This window comes from Pseudomonas sp. 8 R 14 (genome assembly GCF_900005955.1).
Taxonomy (GTDB): Bacteria; Pseudomonadota; Gammaproteobacteria; order Pseudomonadales; family Pseudomonadaceae; genus Aquipseudomonas; species Aquipseudomonas marginalis.
In genome coordinates this window covers 1-18,220 of sequence record NZ_CVTH01000087.1, presented here as the reverse complement: position 1 = coordinate 18,220, position 18,220 = coordinate 1, and the positions used below count along the sequence as shown (strand labels likewise).

General features: G+C 63.6%; 14 protein-coding genes and 1 pseudogene. 9 read left to right on the top strand and 6 right to left on the bottom strand.

The features are described 5' to 3' along the window. The first annotated feature begins 153 nt into the window (after window positions 1–153). The gene (locus tag BFQ01_RS25645) at window positions 154–912 is read left to right on the top strand and encodes an IclR family transcriptional regulator (RefSeq protein WP_065927432.1); all 759 of its coding nucleotides are present in this window, start codon (window positions 154–156) and stop codon (window positions 910–912) included. Window positions 913–921: 9 nt separating this feature from the next. Here BFQ01_RS25645 and BFQ01_RS25640 read toward each other — a convergent pair whose 3' ends face one another. From BFQ01_RS25640 to BFQ01_RS25630, 3 genes are all read right to left on the bottom strand, one after another. Then, window positions 922–2,247 carry a hypothetical protein gene (locus tag BFQ01_RS25640; protein WP_176718765.1) on the bottom strand — a complete coding sequence of 442 codons (1,326 nt, stop codon included), beginning with the start codon at window positions 2,245–2,247 and terminating at the stop codon, window positions 922–924. A 3-nt stretch (window positions 2,248–2,250) separates the two neighbouring features. Next, complete coding sequence (locus BFQ01_RS25635) at window positions 2,251–3,681, bottom strand: aldehyde dehydrogenase family protein (RefSeq protein WP_065927431.1); 1,431 nt, start codon at window positions 3,679–3,681, stop codon at window positions 2,251–2,253. Between the two features lie 91 nt (window positions 3,682–3,772). Continuing rightward, window positions 3,773–5,221 carry an APC family permease gene (locus BFQ01_RS25630; RefSeq protein ID WP_065927430.1) on the bottom strand — a complete coding sequence of 483 codons (1,449 nt, stop codon included), beginning with the start codon at window positions 5,219–5,221 and terminating at the stop codon, window positions 3,773–3,775. Between the two features lie 328 nt (window positions 5,222–5,549). Between BFQ01_RS25630 and BFQ01_RS33470 the strand changes: the two are divergent. Together BFQ01_RS33470 and BFQ01_RS33465 are read left to right on the top strand one after the other, a co-directional pair. Beyond that, window positions 5,550–6,743: pseudogene (locus tag BFQ01_RS33470) on the top strand (HAMP domain-containing protein); the annotation flags it as partial. Between the two features lie 102 nt (window positions 6,744–6,845). Continuing rightward, window positions 6,846–7,601: a methyl-accepting chemotaxis protein gene (locus BFQ01_RS33465; RefSeq protein WP_370671276.1), complete on the top strand. Its 756-nt coding sequence runs from the start codon at window positions 6,846–6,848 to the stop codon at window positions 7,599–7,601. A gap of 212 nt (window positions 7,602–7,813) precedes the next feature. On the opposite strand, the gene BFQ01_RS25620 is transcribed toward BFQ01_RS33465, so the two are convergent. Then, window positions 7,814–9,262 (bottom strand): APC family permease, encoded by a 1,449-nt coding sequence (locus tag BFQ01_RS25620; RefSeq protein WP_065927428.1) that lies wholly within the window; start codon window positions 9,260–9,262, stop codon window positions 7,814–7,816. Window positions 9,263–9,485: 223 nt separating this feature from the next. After that, window positions 9,486–10,454 (bottom strand): helix-turn-helix domain-containing protein, encoded by a 969-nt coding sequence (locus BFQ01_RS25615; RefSeq protein WP_065927427.1) that lies wholly within the window; start codon window positions 10,452–10,454, stop codon window positions 9,486–9,488. A 191-nt stretch (window positions 10,455–10,645) separates the two neighbouring features. Here BFQ01_RS25615 and BFQ01_RS25610 point away from each other — a divergent pair, with 191 nt between their 5' ends. From BFQ01_RS25610 to BFQ01_RS25600, 3 genes are all read left to right on the top strand, one after another. Further along, entirely contained in the window at window positions 10,646–12,022 is a 1,377-nt protein-coding gene (locus BFQ01_RS25610; protein ID WP_065927426.1) for an aspartate aminotransferase family protein, read from the top strand. Between the two features lie 27 nt (window positions 12,023–12,049). Beyond that, window positions 12,050–13,504, top strand: a complete 1,455-nt coding sequence (locus BFQ01_RS25605; protein ID WP_065927425.1) for an aldehyde dehydrogenase family protein — start codon at window positions 12,050–12,052, stop codon at window positions 13,502–13,504. Window positions 13,505–13,586: 82 nt separating this feature from the next. Next, window positions 13,587–14,150, top strand: coding sequence for a cytochrome b (locus tag BFQ01_RS25600; RefSeq protein WP_027606691.1), 564 nt, complete (start codon window positions 13,587–13,589; stop codon window positions 14,148–14,150). A 64-nt stretch (window positions 14,151–14,214) separates the two neighbouring features. Here the strand turns inward: BFQ01_RS25600 and BFQ01_RS25595 are convergent, their stop codons facing one another. Next, entirely contained in the window at window positions 14,215–15,552 is a 1,338-nt protein-coding gene (locus BFQ01_RS25595; protein WP_065927424.1) for a hypothetical protein, read from the bottom strand. Window positions 15,553–15,790: 238 nt separating this feature from the next. Between BFQ01_RS25595 and BFQ01_RS25590 the strand changes: the two genes are divergently transcribed. From BFQ01_RS25590 to BFQ01_RS25580, 3 genes are all read left to right on the top strand, one after another. Then, window positions 15,791–16,183, top strand: a complete 393-nt coding sequence (locus tag BFQ01_RS25590; RefSeq protein ID WP_065927423.1) for a DUF6152 family protein — start codon at window positions 15,791–15,793, stop codon at window positions 16,181–16,183. Window positions 16,184–16,247: 64 nt separating this feature from the next. After that, on the top strand, window positions 16,248–17,030 hold the full coding sequence (locus tag BFQ01_RS25585; RefSeq protein WP_065927422.1) for a hypothetical protein: 783 nt from the start codon (window positions 16,248–16,250) through the stop codon (window positions 17,028–17,030). A 33-nt stretch (window positions 17,031–17,063) separates the two neighbouring features. Then, on the top strand, window positions 17,064–18,220 hold a 1,157-nt coding region (locus tag BFQ01_RS25580; protein ID WP_065927421.1), incomplete at its 3' end, for an alpha/beta hydrolase domain-containing protein.

Below are 18,220 nucleotides of genomic sequence, written 5' to 3'. Positions count from 1 at the left end.
TCTCATTTAATGAGATTAATGAGATTTTAATAGCCTCAAAAGCTAACCCGCGATTGCGTTTTTCTCTCACTGCGGTAGTGTTGCGCCAGCGCTTGGGCAACCGGCTCCCCGTGGGGCCGCCACAAGCGCCCTTCCCTTTCTTTTAGGAACACAATGAGCAGCCTGAGCAAATTGCTGAGCATCCTCGACCTGTTCGGTCCGCAAATGCTGAAGATCGACCCCGACACCATTGCCGAGCGCATGGGCCTGTCACGGGCGACCGTGTACCGCTACGTCAAGGATTTGTGTGACGCCGGCCTGCTGACCCGCGTGGACGCCGGCAGCTACGGCCTGGGCCCGCGGGTCATCGAGCTGGACTGGATGATGCGCCAGTACGACCCGATCCTTCTCGCCGGGCGCGAGCTGATGCACGAGCTGTCGGCGCAAACGGGCCTGGCGGTGTTCGCCAGCGTGTTTTACGACGGTCGCATCATCAACACCTACATCGCCGAACCCACCGACACCTATCACTTCGCGTTCGGGCGCGGGCAACCGTTGCCGTTTTTCCGCGGGGCACAATCGAAGGTCTTGATCGCCTTCCAGAAAGGACGCCGCCTGCAACGCCTGTTCGACGAGCACATGGCCAACGACCCGGACAGCCCGTATGACTGGGCGGGCTTCTCCAGGGCCGCGAAAAAAATCCGCAAGGACGGCTACTGCCTGACCCACGACGAACTCAACCTGGGCCTGACCGGTATCGCTGCGCCGATCATCCAGGCGGACCTCGACGAGGTGGTCGGCAGCCTGTCGGCCGTCGGCACCACCCAGAACTTCAAGCTGCTGCGCCAGGAAACCGTGATCGAAATGGTCATGGACACCACCCGGCGGATTGCCGAAAACATGCGCAACCCGCCGAGCCACGCCGCCCCCTAGGCGTCATGCTCAGAACGGCACGGCCACCGTCAACTGGCTGTACAGGTTGGTGCCGTTGCCGCCGACCTGGTTGCCCCCGGTGGTCGCGTCCTGCCTGGGTGTGTACAGCCCCACCAGCGGGGTGATGATCAAGTGCGGGTTGACCGCCCACTCGGCATACACATCCAACTCACGGCCATCGAGGTTCAACGCGTTGCTTTTGCGCACGGTGGCGTAGTCGAAATACAGCGCGCCCAGGCTCAGGTTTTCCAGTGGGGTTGCCTTCAGCCCGACATGGTGGATGCGGGTATTGGTGTTGAACGGCCCGGCGTAGTTGCCGGCCACTTCGCCCTGGAACCAGGTGCCGTAGCCCGTGCTCTGGCCGGTGAACAGTGCGTCCCAGTTCTGCGAATAGCGGGTGTAGCGATACGTCACCTTGGGCGCCCAGGCGATATCGGCGAAGGTGTAGCCCGCTTCGCCGTACCAGGCTTTTTCTGGCCCCGCGTCCTTGTCCTGCCAGGCGTACTCGAAGGCCAGGCTGACGTTGGGGATGCCCGCATCGCCCTCACCGCGCACGCTGTAGACATTCATGCCCTTGCGCTGGCGTTGAAAGTCGCTGGCCCATTGATCGTTCACGTCCAGGCCGTGCACCCAGGTCAAGCCGAGCGTCCCCGGCCGGGCGGTGTAGTCCAGGGTCGCGGCGGCCAGTACGGTTTCGGCCTGGATACGGTTATCGGACTTGAGCCACAGCACACTGCCGTGCAGGCCATCCTGCCCCCCCAGGCGCACCACCGCGGTTTGGTCGAACGCGTGCCGGGCCGCCAGGTAGTAGGCGCCCCCACGGTTCAAGGTGCCATCCGCCGGGCCCTTGCCCGGGTTCAGCCCATCGTCGTTGATCAGGAACCCTCGGCCGACCTTGACCACCTGGCGCCCGCCGGAAATATCCACGCCGTCTTGACCGAGCGCCGGGAACAGATCGCCGGAGCGCCAGCCCAGGTAGGCGTCTTCAATCTTCGTGGTGCGCTCGGTGCCGAGGCTGTTGCCACCCGGATCGCCATCGCCCCACGTGGCGGAGCTGACCAGGGCAAATGCCCCGTAGGCGCGGCCAATGCCGCCGAGTGCCTGGTCGCCACTCAAGCCATACTTGATAAAGCCTTCACGCCAACTGGAGCCGCCCGGCGTGCCATCGTAGTTCTTGCGACTGTTGAACTGACCGAACACCGCGGTCATGTCGGCGTTGAGGTGACGGCTCTCATCGCTGTACAGCTCATAAGCGTGCACCTGACTGATAGCGCCGAGCGCCAGGGTGCACACAAGCGTGCAACCGAATACGGGATGACGGGATAGATAACGCATGGCTCAAACTCCTTCTTCGACAGCCTGCTTGCGCACAAACAACAGTTGCTGCCCCGTGAACTCCAGCAGCCCCTCCAGACCGAACTCGACACCGAACCCCGACATCTTACTGCCGCCAAACGGCGTGTTCGGCTGGATCTGAGCGTGGCAGTTGACCCACGCCACACCACTCTCCAGGCGACTGGCCAAGGCCTGGGCCTGCTCGACATCCGGCCCCCAGACCGAGCCGCCGAGGCCCATGTCACCGGCATTGGCGCGCTTCAGGACATCCTCGACATCCCGGTAGGCAATCAACGGCAACACCGGGCCGAACTGTTCTTCGTCCACCAGGCGATGGCCGTCGGTCACGTCCGCCACCAGGGTGGGCGGATAGAAGAACCCGGGGTGGTCCAGACGCGCACCGCCGCACAACACCCGCGCACCGTTGGCACGTGCGTCATCGACCAGGGCTTCCACCAGTTCCAGTTGCTCAAGGTTCTGCACCGGCCCGAAGGTGACACCGGCGTCCAGGCCGTCGCCCACGACCTGGCGCGCCGCAATATGCGTCAGCGCGTCGGCAAAAGCCTCGTACTGCGACTCATGGATATACAGGCGCTTGAGCGCAGCACAGGTCTGGCCCATGTTGAGAAAGGCCGCCTGGAAGATCGCCTCGGCCACCGCCTCCACCGGCGTGCCGGGCAACACGATGGCGGCGTCGTTACCGCCCAGTTCCAGGGTCAGGCGCTTGAGGTTGCTGGCGGCACCGCGCATCACGCTTTGCCCGGTGGCGGTGGAACCGGTGAACACGATCTTCTGGATCCCCGGGTGCGAGGTGATCGCACTGCCGAAGCCCTGCTCGCCGGTCACGCAGTTGATCACGCCACGGGGCACATGCCGGGCAATGATGTCGGCCAGGCCCAGGGTGCTCAGCGGCGTCAGGCTCGACGGTTTGCTGATCACGCAGTTGCCGGCACGCAGCGCCGGCATGATGTGCCAGACGGCGATCATGAACGGCCAGTTCCAGGGGGTGATCGACGCCACCACGCCCAAGGGTTTGCGGTGCAGCTCAATGCGCTGGGTGGGCGTTTCTTCCACCCGTTCCACCGCAATTTCCTGCCCGGCCGCGTAGCGGGTCCAGGCGGCGGCGCCCATGACCTCGGAAAAGGCCAGCTCCAGCGGCTTGCCCTGTTCCAGCACAATCAGCCGGGCCAGTGATGGGGCCTCCTGCTCGATATCGGCGGCAATCGCCAACAAACGTTCACAGCGATCAGGGTGGCTGCTGTGGCGCCAGCTCTTGAAGGCCAACTGCGCGGCGTTCACCGCCTGGTCGAGTTGCCCCAGGGAACCGGCCGGGCACTGGGCGAACACGGCCCCGGTGGCCGGGTTGATCACATCGAACCGGCCTTCTTCACCGGCCACCTGGATCCCATCGATGAGCATTTTATAGTTGTGCATTTGAAACCTTCCTTTCACACGCTGGCGCGCCATGCCGAGCAACGGCAGGCTGCGATTGTCTGGTTAGTCGAGCGATAAAAACGCGAGGGCCTTAAAGCTTGTGGCTGCCCAAGGCCAGGAAGCGTTGCGGCGAGCTGTTGCGCAGTCGCGCGGCGAGCACGATGCCGATGATCAAGGCCGCCGGAATAATCGCGCAGAGGCTGTAGGACAGCAGTTGGCTGGCACCGGTCAGCACATCGAAATGCACCACCGCCAACACCAGCACCATCACCAGCGCCAGGCACGAAATACCGGGCAGGATCCGTCCACGCAACAGCCCGACCTTCAGCTCGGGATGCCGATGGAAGTAGACGCACACCGACACCGAGGTCAGCGCCATCAACAGGATCACGCACAACGTGGCCAGGTTGGACAGCCAGGCAAACAGTTGCAGGATCGGATCGGCATCCATCGCGGCAAATATCAGCACCACGACCGCAGCGATCAAACTCTGCAACGCCGAGCCCATATGCGGGCTCTGGTGCACGCGATGGGTGGTGCCCAGCAGGCTGTGCAACAGACCGTCGCGGCCGATGGCGTAGAAGTAACGCGCGGCGGCGTTGTGAAAGGCCAACAGCCCGGCATAGATACTGACCATGAACAGCACGCGGATAATCTGGGTGAGTTGCGGGCCGACAAAGTGGTCGGACATGCCATAGATAAACGTGGTTGGGTCCTGCAAGGACTGCAGCAGCGGCACGATCTTGTCCGACCCCACCCCCACCACCATCGACCATACCGACAGCGCGTAGAAACCACCGATCAGCAACACCGAACAGTAGGTCGCAATCGGAATACTGCGCTTGGGATTCCTGGCCTCTTCACCGTAGATGGTCGTTGCCTCGAAGCCGATAAAGGCGGCGAAACAGAACAGCAAGCCGATTGACGGCGTACCACTGAACACATGACGGCTGCTGAACGAGTCCAGGTTGATGCCGCTGTCGCCGCCGGACTTGAGGATGGCGAAGTCCAGGACCAGGATCGCCAGGTACTCGGCGATCACCACCACCGACAGCACCCGTGCCGACAGGTCAATCTTGCGATAGCCCAGGATCGCGATGCTCACCATCGCCATCAGCGAGTAGGCCCACCAGGGCAGCACCAGGCCAAAGGCGGCTTCCATGGTGCCACTGACCACGCCACCGAACATCCCGTACAAGCCGACCTGCAGGATGTTATAGGCGAACATCGCCAGCACCCCGGCGGCACCGCCCGCCAGGCCACCCAGGCCACGGGACGTGAACGCGTAAAAGCCACCGGCATTGGTCACGTGGCGCGACATGGTGGTGTAGCCCACCGAGAACGCCAGCAGCACCAGCAAGGCCAGGATCAGCAAAGCCGGGGTACCGGCACCGTTGCCCAGCATGATGCCGATCGGGAAACCGCCGGCGATCACACTGAGCGGGCTTGCCGCCGATATCACGAAGAAGATGATGAAGCCCACACCCAGGGCACCGCGCTTGAGCTCCGTAGAGCTGTTGACCGGGATAGATACACTCATGTTGTTGACCTTATTGTATGAGGCAGTCGCTTTAGGGTTGGCCCGACCACACCGCATCGGCACCGGTTAGCGTTTTGTTTTAGTTGCGCGCTGAATTTGATCCTATGCCCGCCCTGGAACGGCTCGCTATCCCAAATCGGTAGCATCCAAAGCCCCGCCCCAAAACAGGTCGGGGCCGCCCGATCCCTCCTCGCGCTGTTGCCGATTTGGGATAGCCGCCCGGCCTGTCATGCCCGCACCCTAGCCTCACCCGTGCTATGCGCGGATGCCGCAACAAGAATAAGAACGCGCCCATCACAGCCAACGCCCCCCGTAGGAAGCCCCAGCCATGCGTCCAACCCATCTCACCCTCCAATGGCGTATCACCCTGCTGAGCGGACTTTGCCTGCTGGCAGTCGTGGGCGCGCTGATTGGCGCCAGCGCCTACCAGAATCAAACCAGTGCAAAGCTGCTTAAGGAGCAGAGCAGCGCTTTGCTGACACAGGCCGCGCTGGAACGCTTGCAGGCCCAGGCCGTGGCTCATGGCCAACAGGTGGAGCGTTTTTTCAATGAAACCGCGCTGTATGGCGAAGGGTTCGCCCAGCAGGTTCTGCAACTGCGCGAGCAAACCCTCAATGGACGCCTGACGGTCGTGCAATTGCGTCAAGCCCTGGTCGGCATCGCCCGAGAAGCCCTCAGGCAGCGCGAAAAAGTCCTCGGCCTGTACGTGATCATGCTGCCCGATGCCCTGGCCGGCAGCGACGCCGACTGGCGCGACCAACGCGCCCTGGCCGGCAATGAAACCGGGCGCTTTGCGCTGTACTGGTCCCAGAGCCAGCCGGGGCAACTGGTGCAGGAGGTGTTGAGCGAGACACAAATCGCCGCCAACACTGCGCCCCCCGGCAGCGCACCGGCAAACGCCTGGTACGCCTGCCCTCAGGCGCAACGACAGGTGTGTGTGGTCGAGCCGTACACCATCGAAGTGGAAGGCCACAAAGCCCTGATGAGCAGCATTTCCATCCCCCTGATCGTCGACGGCAACGTGCTCGGCGTGGTGGGCATGGACATCAGCCTCGACACCTTGCAGAAACTGGCCGCCAACCTCAGCCAGGACCTCTACCAGGGCGACAGCCAGGTCACCCTGGTGTCGGCTTCGGGTCAAGTGGCGGGACGCAGCGGCGATGTCGCGGGGGAAACCCTGGACATCCGCCAATCCGTGCAAACGGCAGCGGGCACCCCAGCCTGGCAACTGCAGATCAAGGTCCCGCAGTCGCGGGTGCAGGCGTCCGCCCGGCAGATGCAGAGCGAACTGGACGACAAAAGCCGTGAGTCCAATTGGCTCAACCTTGGCCTGGGCATCCTGGCCAGCAGCCTTGGGATGCTGCTGATCTGGCTGGCGGCCTACGGCGTGACTCGCCCATTGCTGAAGATGGCCGAGCTGCTCGATGCCATTGTCGAAGGCGACGGGGACCTGACCCAGCGCCTGCCCGTCGGGCGACGCGACGAGCTGGGCCGCCTGGCCAATGGTTTCAACCGTTTCCTCGACACCTTGCAGCCGATTATTCGCGCCATCCAGACCGCGTCCCTGGACACCCGCGACAGCGCCGACACCTCGTCCGGCATTGCCCGCGAAGTCAGCGCCGGCATGCAGCGCCAATACCGCGAAGTGGAGCTGGCCGCCACCGCGCTGCACGAAATGAGCGCCAGTGCCCAGGAAGTCGCCCGTCACTCCCACAGCGCCGCCGACGCCGCCACCGCCGCCGAAAACGCGAGCCGCTCAGGCCAGGCGGTGTTCTCCACCGCCGAACGCAGCATCGAGGCCCTCGACCAACGCCTGGAAACCACCCTCCAGCAAGTCAACGCCCTGGCCGACAGCAGCAACCAGATCGGTCAGGTACTGGACGTGATCAGCGCCATCGCGCAACAGACCAACCTGCTGGCGTTGAATGCGGCCATCGAAGCGGCCCGTGCCGGCGAGCAGGGTCGCGGTTTTGCGGTGGTGGCCGATGAAGTCAGGCACCTGGCCAGCAACACCCAGAGTTCGGTCGAACAGGTGCGCACGGTGATCGAAACGTTGCAACAGTTGAGCCAGGCGGTGGTGCACAGTACCCAACTGAGCCGCGAGCAAGCCGGCGGCAGCGTGCTCCAGGTGCAACAGACCCGGGTGGCGCTGGGGCATATTTCCCAGGCCGTGGATGTGATCGAACAGATGAATCAGCAGATCGCCAGTGCGGCCCTGGAGCAGAGCAGCGTGGTGGACGATATCAGCCATCGCGTCAGCGACATCCGCGGTATCAGCGAAACACTCGCCGGGCGCATGCACGAGGCGTCGCAGGCCAGTGACGCATTGCATCAGATGGCCAATCACCAACAACAGCTGGTCGGGCATTTCCGCGTGTAATGGCGTGCCGCCTGACTGAGCTGCGGTGGCCGCCTTTCAACTCTCCAACATTGAGTTCCCCCATGATTTATCCACGCCGCTGGCTGATCCTCGGGATTATTTCCAGCGGGGCCTACTCGGCAGGCGTGGTCATTCCAGCCTGGTTGACCCTTCGACAGCCTTGACCACGCGCTGCTGGTCAGGCTGAGCAGGCAGGCACCACCGCCCACGCCTTAAAGCTTGTGGCTGCCCAAGGCCAGGAACCGCTGTGGCGACGCCTTGCGCAGCCGCGCCGCGAGGAATACACCGCCCAGCAACGCCAGGGGAATGATCGCGCAGAGGCCGTAGGACAGCAGTTGGCTGGCACCGGTCAGCACATCGAAATGCACCACCGCCAGCACCAGCACGGCCACGAGCGCCAGGCACGAGAAACCGGGGAGGATCTGCCCACGCCAGAGCCCGACCTTGAGCTGCGGATGGCGCCGGAAGAACACCAGCACCGCGGCCGAGGTCAGCGCCATCAGCAGTATCACGCACAGTGTGGCCAGGTTGGACAGCCAGGCAAACAGCTGCAGGATCGGATCGGCATCCAGCGCCGCGAAAATCAACACCACCACGGCCGAGATCAGGCTCTGCAAGGCCGAGCCCATATGCGGGCTCTGGTGCACGCGATGGGTGGTGCCCAACTGGCTGTGCAACAAGCCGTCACGGCCGATGGCGTAGAAGTAACGCGCGGCGGCGTTGTGAAAGGCCAGCAGGCCGGCATAGATGCTGACCATAAACAGCACCCGGATAACCTGGGTCAGTTGCGGGCCGACAAAGTGGTCGGACATGCCATAGATAAACGTAGTCGGGTCCTGCAAGGCCTGCAGCATCGGCACGATCTTGTCCGCGCCCACGCCCACCACCATCGACCACACCGACAACGCGTAGAAACCGCCGATCAGCAACACCGAGCAGTAGGTCGCAATCGGAATGGTGCGCTGCGGGTCCCGGGCTTCTTCACCGTAGATGGTGGTGGCCTCGAAGCCGATAAAGGCGGCGAAGCAAAACAGCAGGCCGATTGACGGCGTGCCGCTGAACACATGGCGGCTGCTGAACGAATCCAGGTTGATGCCGCTGTCGCCACCGGACTTGAGAATGGCGAAATCCAGGACCAGGATCGCCAGGTACTCGGCGATCACCATCACCGACAATACCCGCGCGGACAGGTCGATCTTGCGATACCCCAGGATCGCGATACTTGCCATCGCCATCAGCGAATAGGACCACCACGGCAGCACCAGGCCGAAGGCGGCTTCCATGGTGCCGCTGACTACCCCGCCGAACATGCCGTACAAGCCGACCTGCAGGATGTTATAGGCAAACATCGCCAGCACCCCGGCCGCGCCACCGGCCAGGCCGCCCAGCCCACGGGCGGTGAACGCGTAGAAACCGCCGGCATTGGTCAGGTGGCGCGCCATGGTGGTGTAGCCCACCGAGAACGCCAGCAGCACCAGCAAGGCCAGGATCAGCAACGTCGGGGTGCCCGCGCCGTTACCCAGCATGATGCCGATGGGGAAGCCGCCGGCGATCACACTCAGCGGGCTTGCCGCCGATACCACGAAGAAGATGATAAAGCCCACACCCAGGGCGCCACGCTTGAGCTCCGTGGAGCTGTTGATCGAGTTGGATACACTCATGCTGTTGACCTTATTGTATGAGGCAGTCGCTGTAGGATCGGTGCAGCCGGCTGTCGACCGGTACCGAATAGCTTGTCGTTGTTGTTGCACGCTGGCATCGATCCTATGCCTGCCCGACAGCGTGCCGGTATCCCAAATCGGTAACGCAAGCGCCCACGGCGAAACACCTGCACATCCCGAGCGGACGACGCAGGCTGATTCCGATCTTGCTAAAGGCTTGGGTTCAGGCTCGCACGTTGCCGGTAATGGCGGCGCGGGTCGTGTGGGACGGCAACTGCGCGAACAGCTCCTGGTACTCCGCGGCAAAATGGCTCAGGTGATAGAAGCCCCACTGGGCGGCGGCATCCCCAATCGACAGCTCGGATGCCCGGGTAGACATCAAGGTTCGGCGTACGCCGTTGAGCCTCACTGAGCGCAGGTAATTCAGCGGTGTGGTCTCGGCGACCGAGCGGAAGCTGTTCTGCACCGTGCGCCGACTCACCTGGAGACGCTGGCACAAATCGATCACGCTGGGCACGTTGATCATTTCGGTCGTGGCCAGGCGATGACATTTCTCGACGATAAAGCTGCGCGTGGAACTGGGGCTGCGCTGCTGCTTGTCACAGGCCGGGTCGGTCATCAGTTGCAGCAGCTCGCCGAGCATGGCTTGTTCCAGCGCCGACTCACGCTCGCGCGTGTAGTCGAGGTCATCGTTTACCAGGGCCTCGGAGAACAATGCCAGCAATCGACGCCGGGCCTGGGCGAAACGCTGGGGCGACACCTTTATCACCGGTTGGCGCAGCAACCGATTGAGTTCTTTCGCCGACGCCGTCTGTTCCAGCGCCTCTTCGAACAATTCACGCTCAAAGGTAATGGACAAAAGCTCCATGCCCATCGGCATATGGAACATGAACTCCTCGCCACCGTGGAGGAAGAACAGGCTGCTGTCATCCACCTCGCGGCCCTGCATGCGAACCGAGCCGGGCACATTGATCGGCACCGCAAAGCACATCTTGTCGCGAGGCGCCACGCCGTTCTGCACCACACGCTGGTTGATCTGCTCGAGGAACAGGTGGCAACCGGTCGTCGTCAGTTGCATCAGCGAACTCTCGGCCGAACCGGCGGTGAGCTGGCTGTAGTCCTGGCTCCACTGTTGGATGGTGGCTGCGTGGACGTGGATATCGCGGAAATGGCTGATCGTCTGGTTTTTCATTGGGGGGTGTGCCTCTACCAACATTCTTGTTTTTAGATCGCCGATGCCTTTGATACTCGCACATCGGTCACATCCTGCAAATTGTTTATGCGCTGGAATGCCCGCGTCTCATGTGCCGATTCGGGCTACCGGCCGGGAACCCGCGGCGGAGATGATCGGCACACTTAAATCGACATTCCAGAGAGACCGTCATGAGTGAAGCCAACTTTCAAGCCCTGCACTTCGCGGATGCCCCGCACATTGTCTCCGGCACACTGCCCGGCCCCAAGACCCGCGAGGCCCTGGCGCTGTCGGCGCGCACCGAGTCGATGGCACGCGGCGGCGGCCGCATGCCGGTGGCCATGGACCGCGCCTTCGGTGCGACCTTCAAAGACCCCGACGGCAACACCTACATTGACCTGTCCGCCGGCGTCGGTGTCAGCAGCGTCGGCCGCTGCCACCCCAAAGTGGTGCAGGCGATTCGCGAACAGTCCGAAGTGCTGATGCACGCCCTGGAAATCAACAGCACGCGGCGCACCGAATTGGCGGCCAAGCTCTCCGAGATCGCCCCCGATGGCTTGCGTGGCGACTGCGTGACCTTTTTCACCCAGAGCGGCAGCGATGCGCTGGAGGCCGCGATCAAGTTTGCCCGGCGCATTACCGGACGCCACCAGATCATCGCCTTCCATGGCGGCTACCACGGCGTGTGGCATGCCTCGGGCGCGCTGACCACCGGCACCGCCTACCGCAAGGGCTTCGGTGCCCAGATGGGGGGCGTGATCCACGCGCCCTACCCGTACGCCTACCGTTTCCCCTTCGACACCACCCACAAAAGCGCCGAGCAGATCGCCGGCGAGTACATCGACTACCTGTTGAACACCCCCTACACCGCCGCCGATGACGTGGCGGCCGTGATCGTGGAGCCGGTGCAGGGCGAAGGCGGCTACGTGCCACCCTCGCCGGAATTCCTGCAATTGCTGCGCCAGGCCTGCGACCGCAGCGGCACATTGCTGATTGTCGATGAAGTGCAATCCGGCGCAGGACGCACCGGCAAGATGTGGGCGGTCGAACATTCCGGCGTGAAGCCCGACATGCTCACCTTCGGCAAGGGCATCGGCAGCGACCTGCCCATGGCCGGGCTGATCATGCGTTCGGACCTGGCGGCCAAGATTCCCGACGGCTCGATGCCCAACACCTTTGCCGCCAACTCGTTGTCGGCGGCCGTGGCGTTGACCAACATCAGCATCCTGCAGGATCCACAACTCGACCTGCTCAACCGCGCCCACACGTTGGGGCTGGAAGCCCAGGCGCATATTCGCGGCTTCAACAGCCCGCTGGTCGGCGAAGTGCGCGGGCGCGGCCTGATGATCGGTATCGAACTGGTCGAGGATCCGCTCACCAAGGCGCCCCTGGCGGGCGAAAAGATCGGCCAGTTGATGGGCTACCTGCTCAACCATGGCGTGCTGATGATCCCCTGCGGCCGCTACAGCAACGTGATGCGCGTGATGCCCTCGCTGACCATCTCCCGCGAACTGTTCTTCAAGGCCCTGGACATCTTCGGCGACGCCCTGGCGTCCCTCAAGGCGTGAGCCTGCCCACTACTCGAGGACCGCAACATGACTGAGCACTTGAATCATTTCATCGAAGGTACGCCCTGCGAAGCCTTTGACCGTCGCCGTTTCGACCTGGTCAACCCCGTGACCGAGCAGGTGTATGGCAGCTCCGCCCGTGGCACCCGCGAAGACGTGGAACGTGCCGTGGCGGCGGCACGCCACCAACTGGAAAGGGGCGACTGGAGCCAACTCGGCGGCGCCCAGCGTGGCCGACTGTTGGCGAAACTGGCCGACCTGGTCGAGCGCGACAGCGAACGGCTGGCCGATCTGGACGCCAATGCCATCGGCCGCTCGCCCGTCGAACCGCGCCGGATGGACCTGCCCAACGCGATCGCCAACCTGCGCGCCGCCGCCGGCTGGGCCAACCAGCTCGAAGGTCGCACCATTCCCACCGGCGGTTACTTCGGCACCAAAACCCTGTCGTACACGGTGCGCGAGCCCGTCGGCGTAGTCGGTGCCATCGTGCCCTGGAACTCGCCGCTGATGATCACCGTGTGGAAGCTCGCCGCGTTGCTGGCGGCGGGCTGTACCGTGGTGGTCAAGCCTTCGGAGGAAACCCCGCAGTCGGCCCTGCACCTGGCGCTGATGGCGCAGGAAGCCGGCTTCCCGGACGGTGTGATCAACGTGGTCACCGGCTACGGCAACGAAGTCGGTCGCGCCCTGTGCGAGCACCCGGATGTGGCCAAGATCAGCTTCACCGGCAGCCCCGAGGCCGGGCGTGAAATCCAGCGCACGGCCGGCGTGCTGTTCAAGCGCGTGGCCCTGGAACTGGGCGGCAAGAGCCCGCAGATTGTGTTCGACGATGCGTCCTTCGACGATGCCCTGCGCGGCTGTGCACTCGGCCTGTTCGCCAACCAGGGCCAGGTGTGTGCCGCCGGCTCGCGGATCCTGGTGCAGCGCAGCCTCGCCGAGCGTTTCGGCGCCGCGCTGGCCGAGGCCGCACACGCAGTGAACGTCGGCGACCCGCGCGAGCCCGGGGTACAGATGGGCCCGGTGGCCAAGAAAGCCCAGTTCGATCGCGTCAACCGTTACATCCAGCGGGGCATCGACCAGGGGGCAACCCTGCTGGCCGGCGGCGTCTCGACGCCCGAGCAAGGCTGGTTCGTGCGCCCGACGATCTTCGCCAACGCCCGCAACGACATGGACATCGCCCGGGACGAGATTTTCGGGCCGGTCGGCACGCTGATCACGTTCGACAGCGAAGACGAAGCGATCGCCCTCGCCAACGACAGCACCTACGGCCTGGCGGCCACGGTCTGGACCGGCGACCTGGCCAGGGCGCACCGTGTGGCGGCGGCGGTAAAGGCTGGCGCCGTCGGTATCAACTGCTGGAGCCCGCTGGACGCCAACCTGCCTTGGGGCGGCGTCAAGACCAGCGGTATCGGGCGTGAAGGCGGGTTCAGCGGCGCGCTGGCCTACACCGAGGAGAAAGTCATCACCGTGCTGCTGCCGGCCTGAGCACACGCGCTGTCCTGACCGAGCCACCCTCCAACGTCGAGGGTGGCCATTCCACCGTGCATCGCTCCCTGGAGAGCTTGATATGAACCCAATGGATCAACCGACAATCGATCGCTACCCGACGTCCCTGCGCCTGTTGCACTGGCTGCGGGCCGTACTGGTGCTGGGCCTGCTCTGGGCAGGCTGGCATATGACCGGCATGAATGATGAGGTGGCGAGCAAATTCGAGCTCTATTACCCGTGGCACAAGTCCTTCGGGGTGTTGACGTTCCTGGTGGTGCTGACTCAGCTCGCCGTGCGCTTTCGTACCCCCAGGCTGCCGCAGCCGCTGGAAACCCTGGCCGGGTATGAACGCTTCCTGTCACGCCTGACGCAGCGCGTCATGTATGTCCTGCTGGTGATCGTGCCGCTGATGGGTTACTCCATGTCGAGCACCTTTACGATGAGCGACGGGGTGTTCTTTTTCGGGGTCAACCTGCCGGAGCTGTTGCCGAAGAATGACGATTGGTTCGCGGTGTTCCAGTGGCTGCACAAAGTCCTCGCCTACACGCTGCTGGTGCTGATCGTGCTGCATGTCGCAGGCGCCCTCAAGCACCGCTTCTACGACCGCGATCCGCGCAACGACGTGCTGCGCCGGATGCTCTGAATGAATCAGGCGTTGACGCGACACGTCAACGCCTGCGGGACCTGCAACAACCGTCAATGACGACTCAGAACGTCACCCACACAATGAACTGCAGGTACGCGTTGGTCGACGCGCTGCCGCTCTGCCCGCCACCGTTACCGAACCATTTCTCAGGCTTATAGAGGCCGATCAACGGTGACAACGTGACGTTATCCGTGACCATCCAATCCAGGAACAGGTCAACCTCCCGCGCCGCGAAATCCCGCTCATTGCGACGGGACAGCTGGTGGTAGTCGAAAGCCATCGCGTTCAGGGTCAATTTCTCGGTGGGCCGGACAGAGAGCAGCACATCGTTGATCTGCATGTTCGACGTCACCGAGCCGGCGTAGTTGGCTGCGATTTCACCCTGGTAGCGTTTGCGAAAGCCGCCCTGGAACAGGAAATCCCAGCCTTCGGAATAGCGCGAGTAGCGATAACTGACGGTCGGTTGCCATTGCACATCGGCAAAGGTGTAGCCGGCGTCGAAGAACATTGCCCGCTGCGAACCGGAACGTTTTTCCTGGCGAGCCACCTCGAATGCAAAGTCGGCGTTTTCAATCCCGGCGTTGCCCTGCCCGCGAATGCTGTAGACGTTCATGCCCTTGCGTTCGAGCCGATCCGCGAAGGCGTATTTCTCATCCACATCCAGGCCGTGAATATAGGTCGAACCGATCGAGCCAATGGGTGTGGTGTAATCGACAGTGCCTACCGCCAGCTCGGTCTTGGACTGGCCGGGGTTCTCGGATTTCAGCCATATCAGGCTGCCGTGCAGCCCCTCCTTGCCGCCCAGTTTCAGCACCGCCGTGTTGCCGAACGCCAGGCGCTGCCCAAGGTAAAAGGCGCCTCCACGGTCGAACCGACCATCGCGCACGCCCTCGATGGGGCTGAATGCCTTGCCGGGGTTGAAGCCATCGTCGGTGATCAGGAAACCGTCCACCGTGACCAGTTGGCGCCCAAACGAGAAATCCACGCCGTCCGGGCCCAGGGCCGGCAGCAGGTCGCCGGACCTCCAGCCCAGGAAAGCATCTTCCACCGCAGTTCTGCGCTCATTGCCCGCCGTGATCGCCCCCGGGTCCCCGTCCCCCCATGTACCGCTGCTGAGCAGGGCGAAGCCGCCGTATACGGAACCGGCGGTGATCTTGTCGGTGGTGCCGTTGAGGCCATATTTGGCGTAGCCCTCCTGCCAGCGCATGCTGCCGGGCCGTTTCTGCGGGTCGCCGATGTAGTTGCGGGTGCTGCCGAACCAGCCGAAGCCGGCGCCCAGGTCAGCGTTCAAAACGGTTGCACCGTCATCTTCGCTGTAGACCGTATAGGCCTGTGCCTGGGAGCCGGCGGCACAGAGTGCAACCAGCGACAGTAATGGCGCGTAGGGGGGAATGCGCATGACGTCTCTCCTGTTTTTATAGTTGTGAGGCGAGGCAGGAGTGTTCCGGCCAGGGCCGGGCATGCGGTAACCCAAATCAGCATGTGCGCGGGCCGGGGCGCCCACTCGTCGTTGCACACGGTCTCCACCGCACAAAACCGTCCGAGTGCCTTCAATGGTTGCCGTTTTGGGCTACGGCCTCGGAACGCACGCGCCCTATGCTGGGCCCATAAGAACCATAAAAACCCGAGGCACCGTCATGACCCTTTTGTCCCCCTTCCCGCTGCTCCGTCAGGGGCTTTGTCTTCTGACCCTCATCACCTGCAGCGCCTTGCCGCCTGTTGCCAGCGCCCACCATTCATTCGCGCTGTTCGACCAGACCCAGACGCTCACGATCAAGGGTGTGGTCGAGCGCTTCGCCTGGACCAACCCGCACATCACGATCTACGTCGACGTTCCCGGCCCGCCGGCCCAGCGCTTCAAGATCGAGACCGGCAGCGTCAACGCGCTGCAGCGCACGGGCTGGACGGCGGAGTCGATCAAGGCCGGCGAGAACGCCGAGGTGTCCTACAAGCCGTTGAAAAACGGTGAGCCGGGCGGGCTGCTGGTGGAGATCAAGATCGGCGACGTGGTGCTCACGGGCGGCGGCTGAACGCATCCCTCCCCGAGTGCGATAACAACAGAACTGGGCAAACCAGCAACGCGGAGATATTTCAATGAAACCAGCACGCACCGCCAACGCCGCCATGCTCGTCCTGAGTGTGGTCCTCGTGACATTCGCCGGGCTGAGCAACGCCGCCACGGCAGCGAAAACCCAGGCCGACAAGCACAGCGCCGCTACCCGGCCGGACATCAGTGGCACCTGGGAAAGAACCCCGGATGACTGGTTCGGCGAGAACCCCGATGACCCGGTTCACCCCGGCGGGCCGATGGACCTCAAGGCGCCCTACGCCGCCGAGTACGTCGAGCTCAAGAAGAAAGAAGCCGTGGCCGACGCAGCCGGCACGCCAATTGCCACCACCAGTTCCAGGTGCCTGCCCGAGGGCATGCCGACGATGATGGCGGCGCTCTTCCCGATCCAGATCATTCGCGATGACAAGCAAGTGATCATCCTCGGCGAGTATCTCCAGCAAGTGCGGCGGATTCTCCTGGACCAGGCCATGCCGCCAAGCGAAAAGCTCGACCCGTTGTACCAGGGCCATTCCCGCGGCCACTGGGAAGGCGACACGCTCGTAGTCGAAACCCAGCGCGTGCGAACGGACGTGCGTTTCTACGACGTGCCCCACGGGCCGGCGATGAAGATCACCGAACGCATCCGGCTGCGCGGGCCGGATCACCTGGAAAACCAGGTCCTGATCGAAGACCCGCAGGTACTCAATACCCCGTATCGCTTTACGTTTGAGTACAAGCGCTCCAACTACGCCATTCAAGAATACGTGTGCGAGAACAACCAGATCGTGATCGACAGCGAGGGCAAGGCATCTCTGAGCCTTGAGTGACGCCACCCATCCACCCCTGCTGGAGCTTTACCCATGGAACGCCTGATCCCCATCAGTATCAGCGTCGTGCTGTCGCTGCTGATCGCCTCCAACACCTTCGCCGAAGTGCCGCGCATGCCCACGGCCATCGCCGTGCCGCCCTCCGGCAAACCGCCGCTGTCCTCGGCAAAACGCCCGGGCACCGAATACAGCGACCTCGACCGGTACGGCTACGTCGAAGAGGAGTACTACCTGCAAGGCGTTGCCCCGGCCATCAACGCCGCCGGCCAAACCCTGCTGGAAGCGCCTTACACCACGCGTATCCTGATACGCAAACCGGCCGACCCGGCGCGCTTCAATGGCACGGTGGTCATCGAACCGTTCAGTTGGTTCGGCGAGCGTGGCGCGGGCTGGATCCTGACCCGCGACTATCTGCTGCGGCGCGGCTACGCGTACGTCGGCTACACGCTGAATGTGAACGCGCCGGCGGTGGATCCCAAGTTCATCGCCGATACCCCGGCAGCCGAAGCCGAGCAGATCGCCCAGTACGGAAGGATCGTCAACTTCGAGTTCATGCGCCGCTTCGACTTTGCCCGCTATGCGCCCCTGGGCACTTATTACGACCCGGCACACTTCACCCGCGGCGCAGCGCCCGATCCGTTTGCGCCCCAGTCCCAGGGCATCGGCGCACAACTGGCGTTGCTGCTAAAAACCAACGGCGCCCAGAGCCCGCTGGCAGGCCTCGATGTGCAGCGCGTGTATGTGAATAGCTGGGCCGTCACCGCGCAGGTCTGGATGGACTATCTCGACCAGGGCCGCCACCAGCAATGGCGCATGCCCGACGACACCCCGCTGATCGACGCCTATATGACCGGCCGCATGGCCTACGGCGAAGTGGGCGGCGACGTGATCCGAGTGCCACGGCAGATGCCCGAAGGCGTGCCCTTCGTGACGGTCTACAGCCAGTCCGAACTGATGCACGACGTGATCGAAGGCATCCCCCTTCCCCCGGACACCGACACCCCGCAGCTTCGCTACTACGAAGTGACCGGCATGCCCCACCTGCGCCTGGCCGACCTCGGCACCGAGCACACCGAACACCTCGCTGCCGACGTCGGCAAGGGCGACGACCCGCGCTGCCGGACGCTGTATGACGAACCGGTCGAGCTGGTGGTCGCGGCGCTGCTGGATGGCATGGACCAATGGGTACG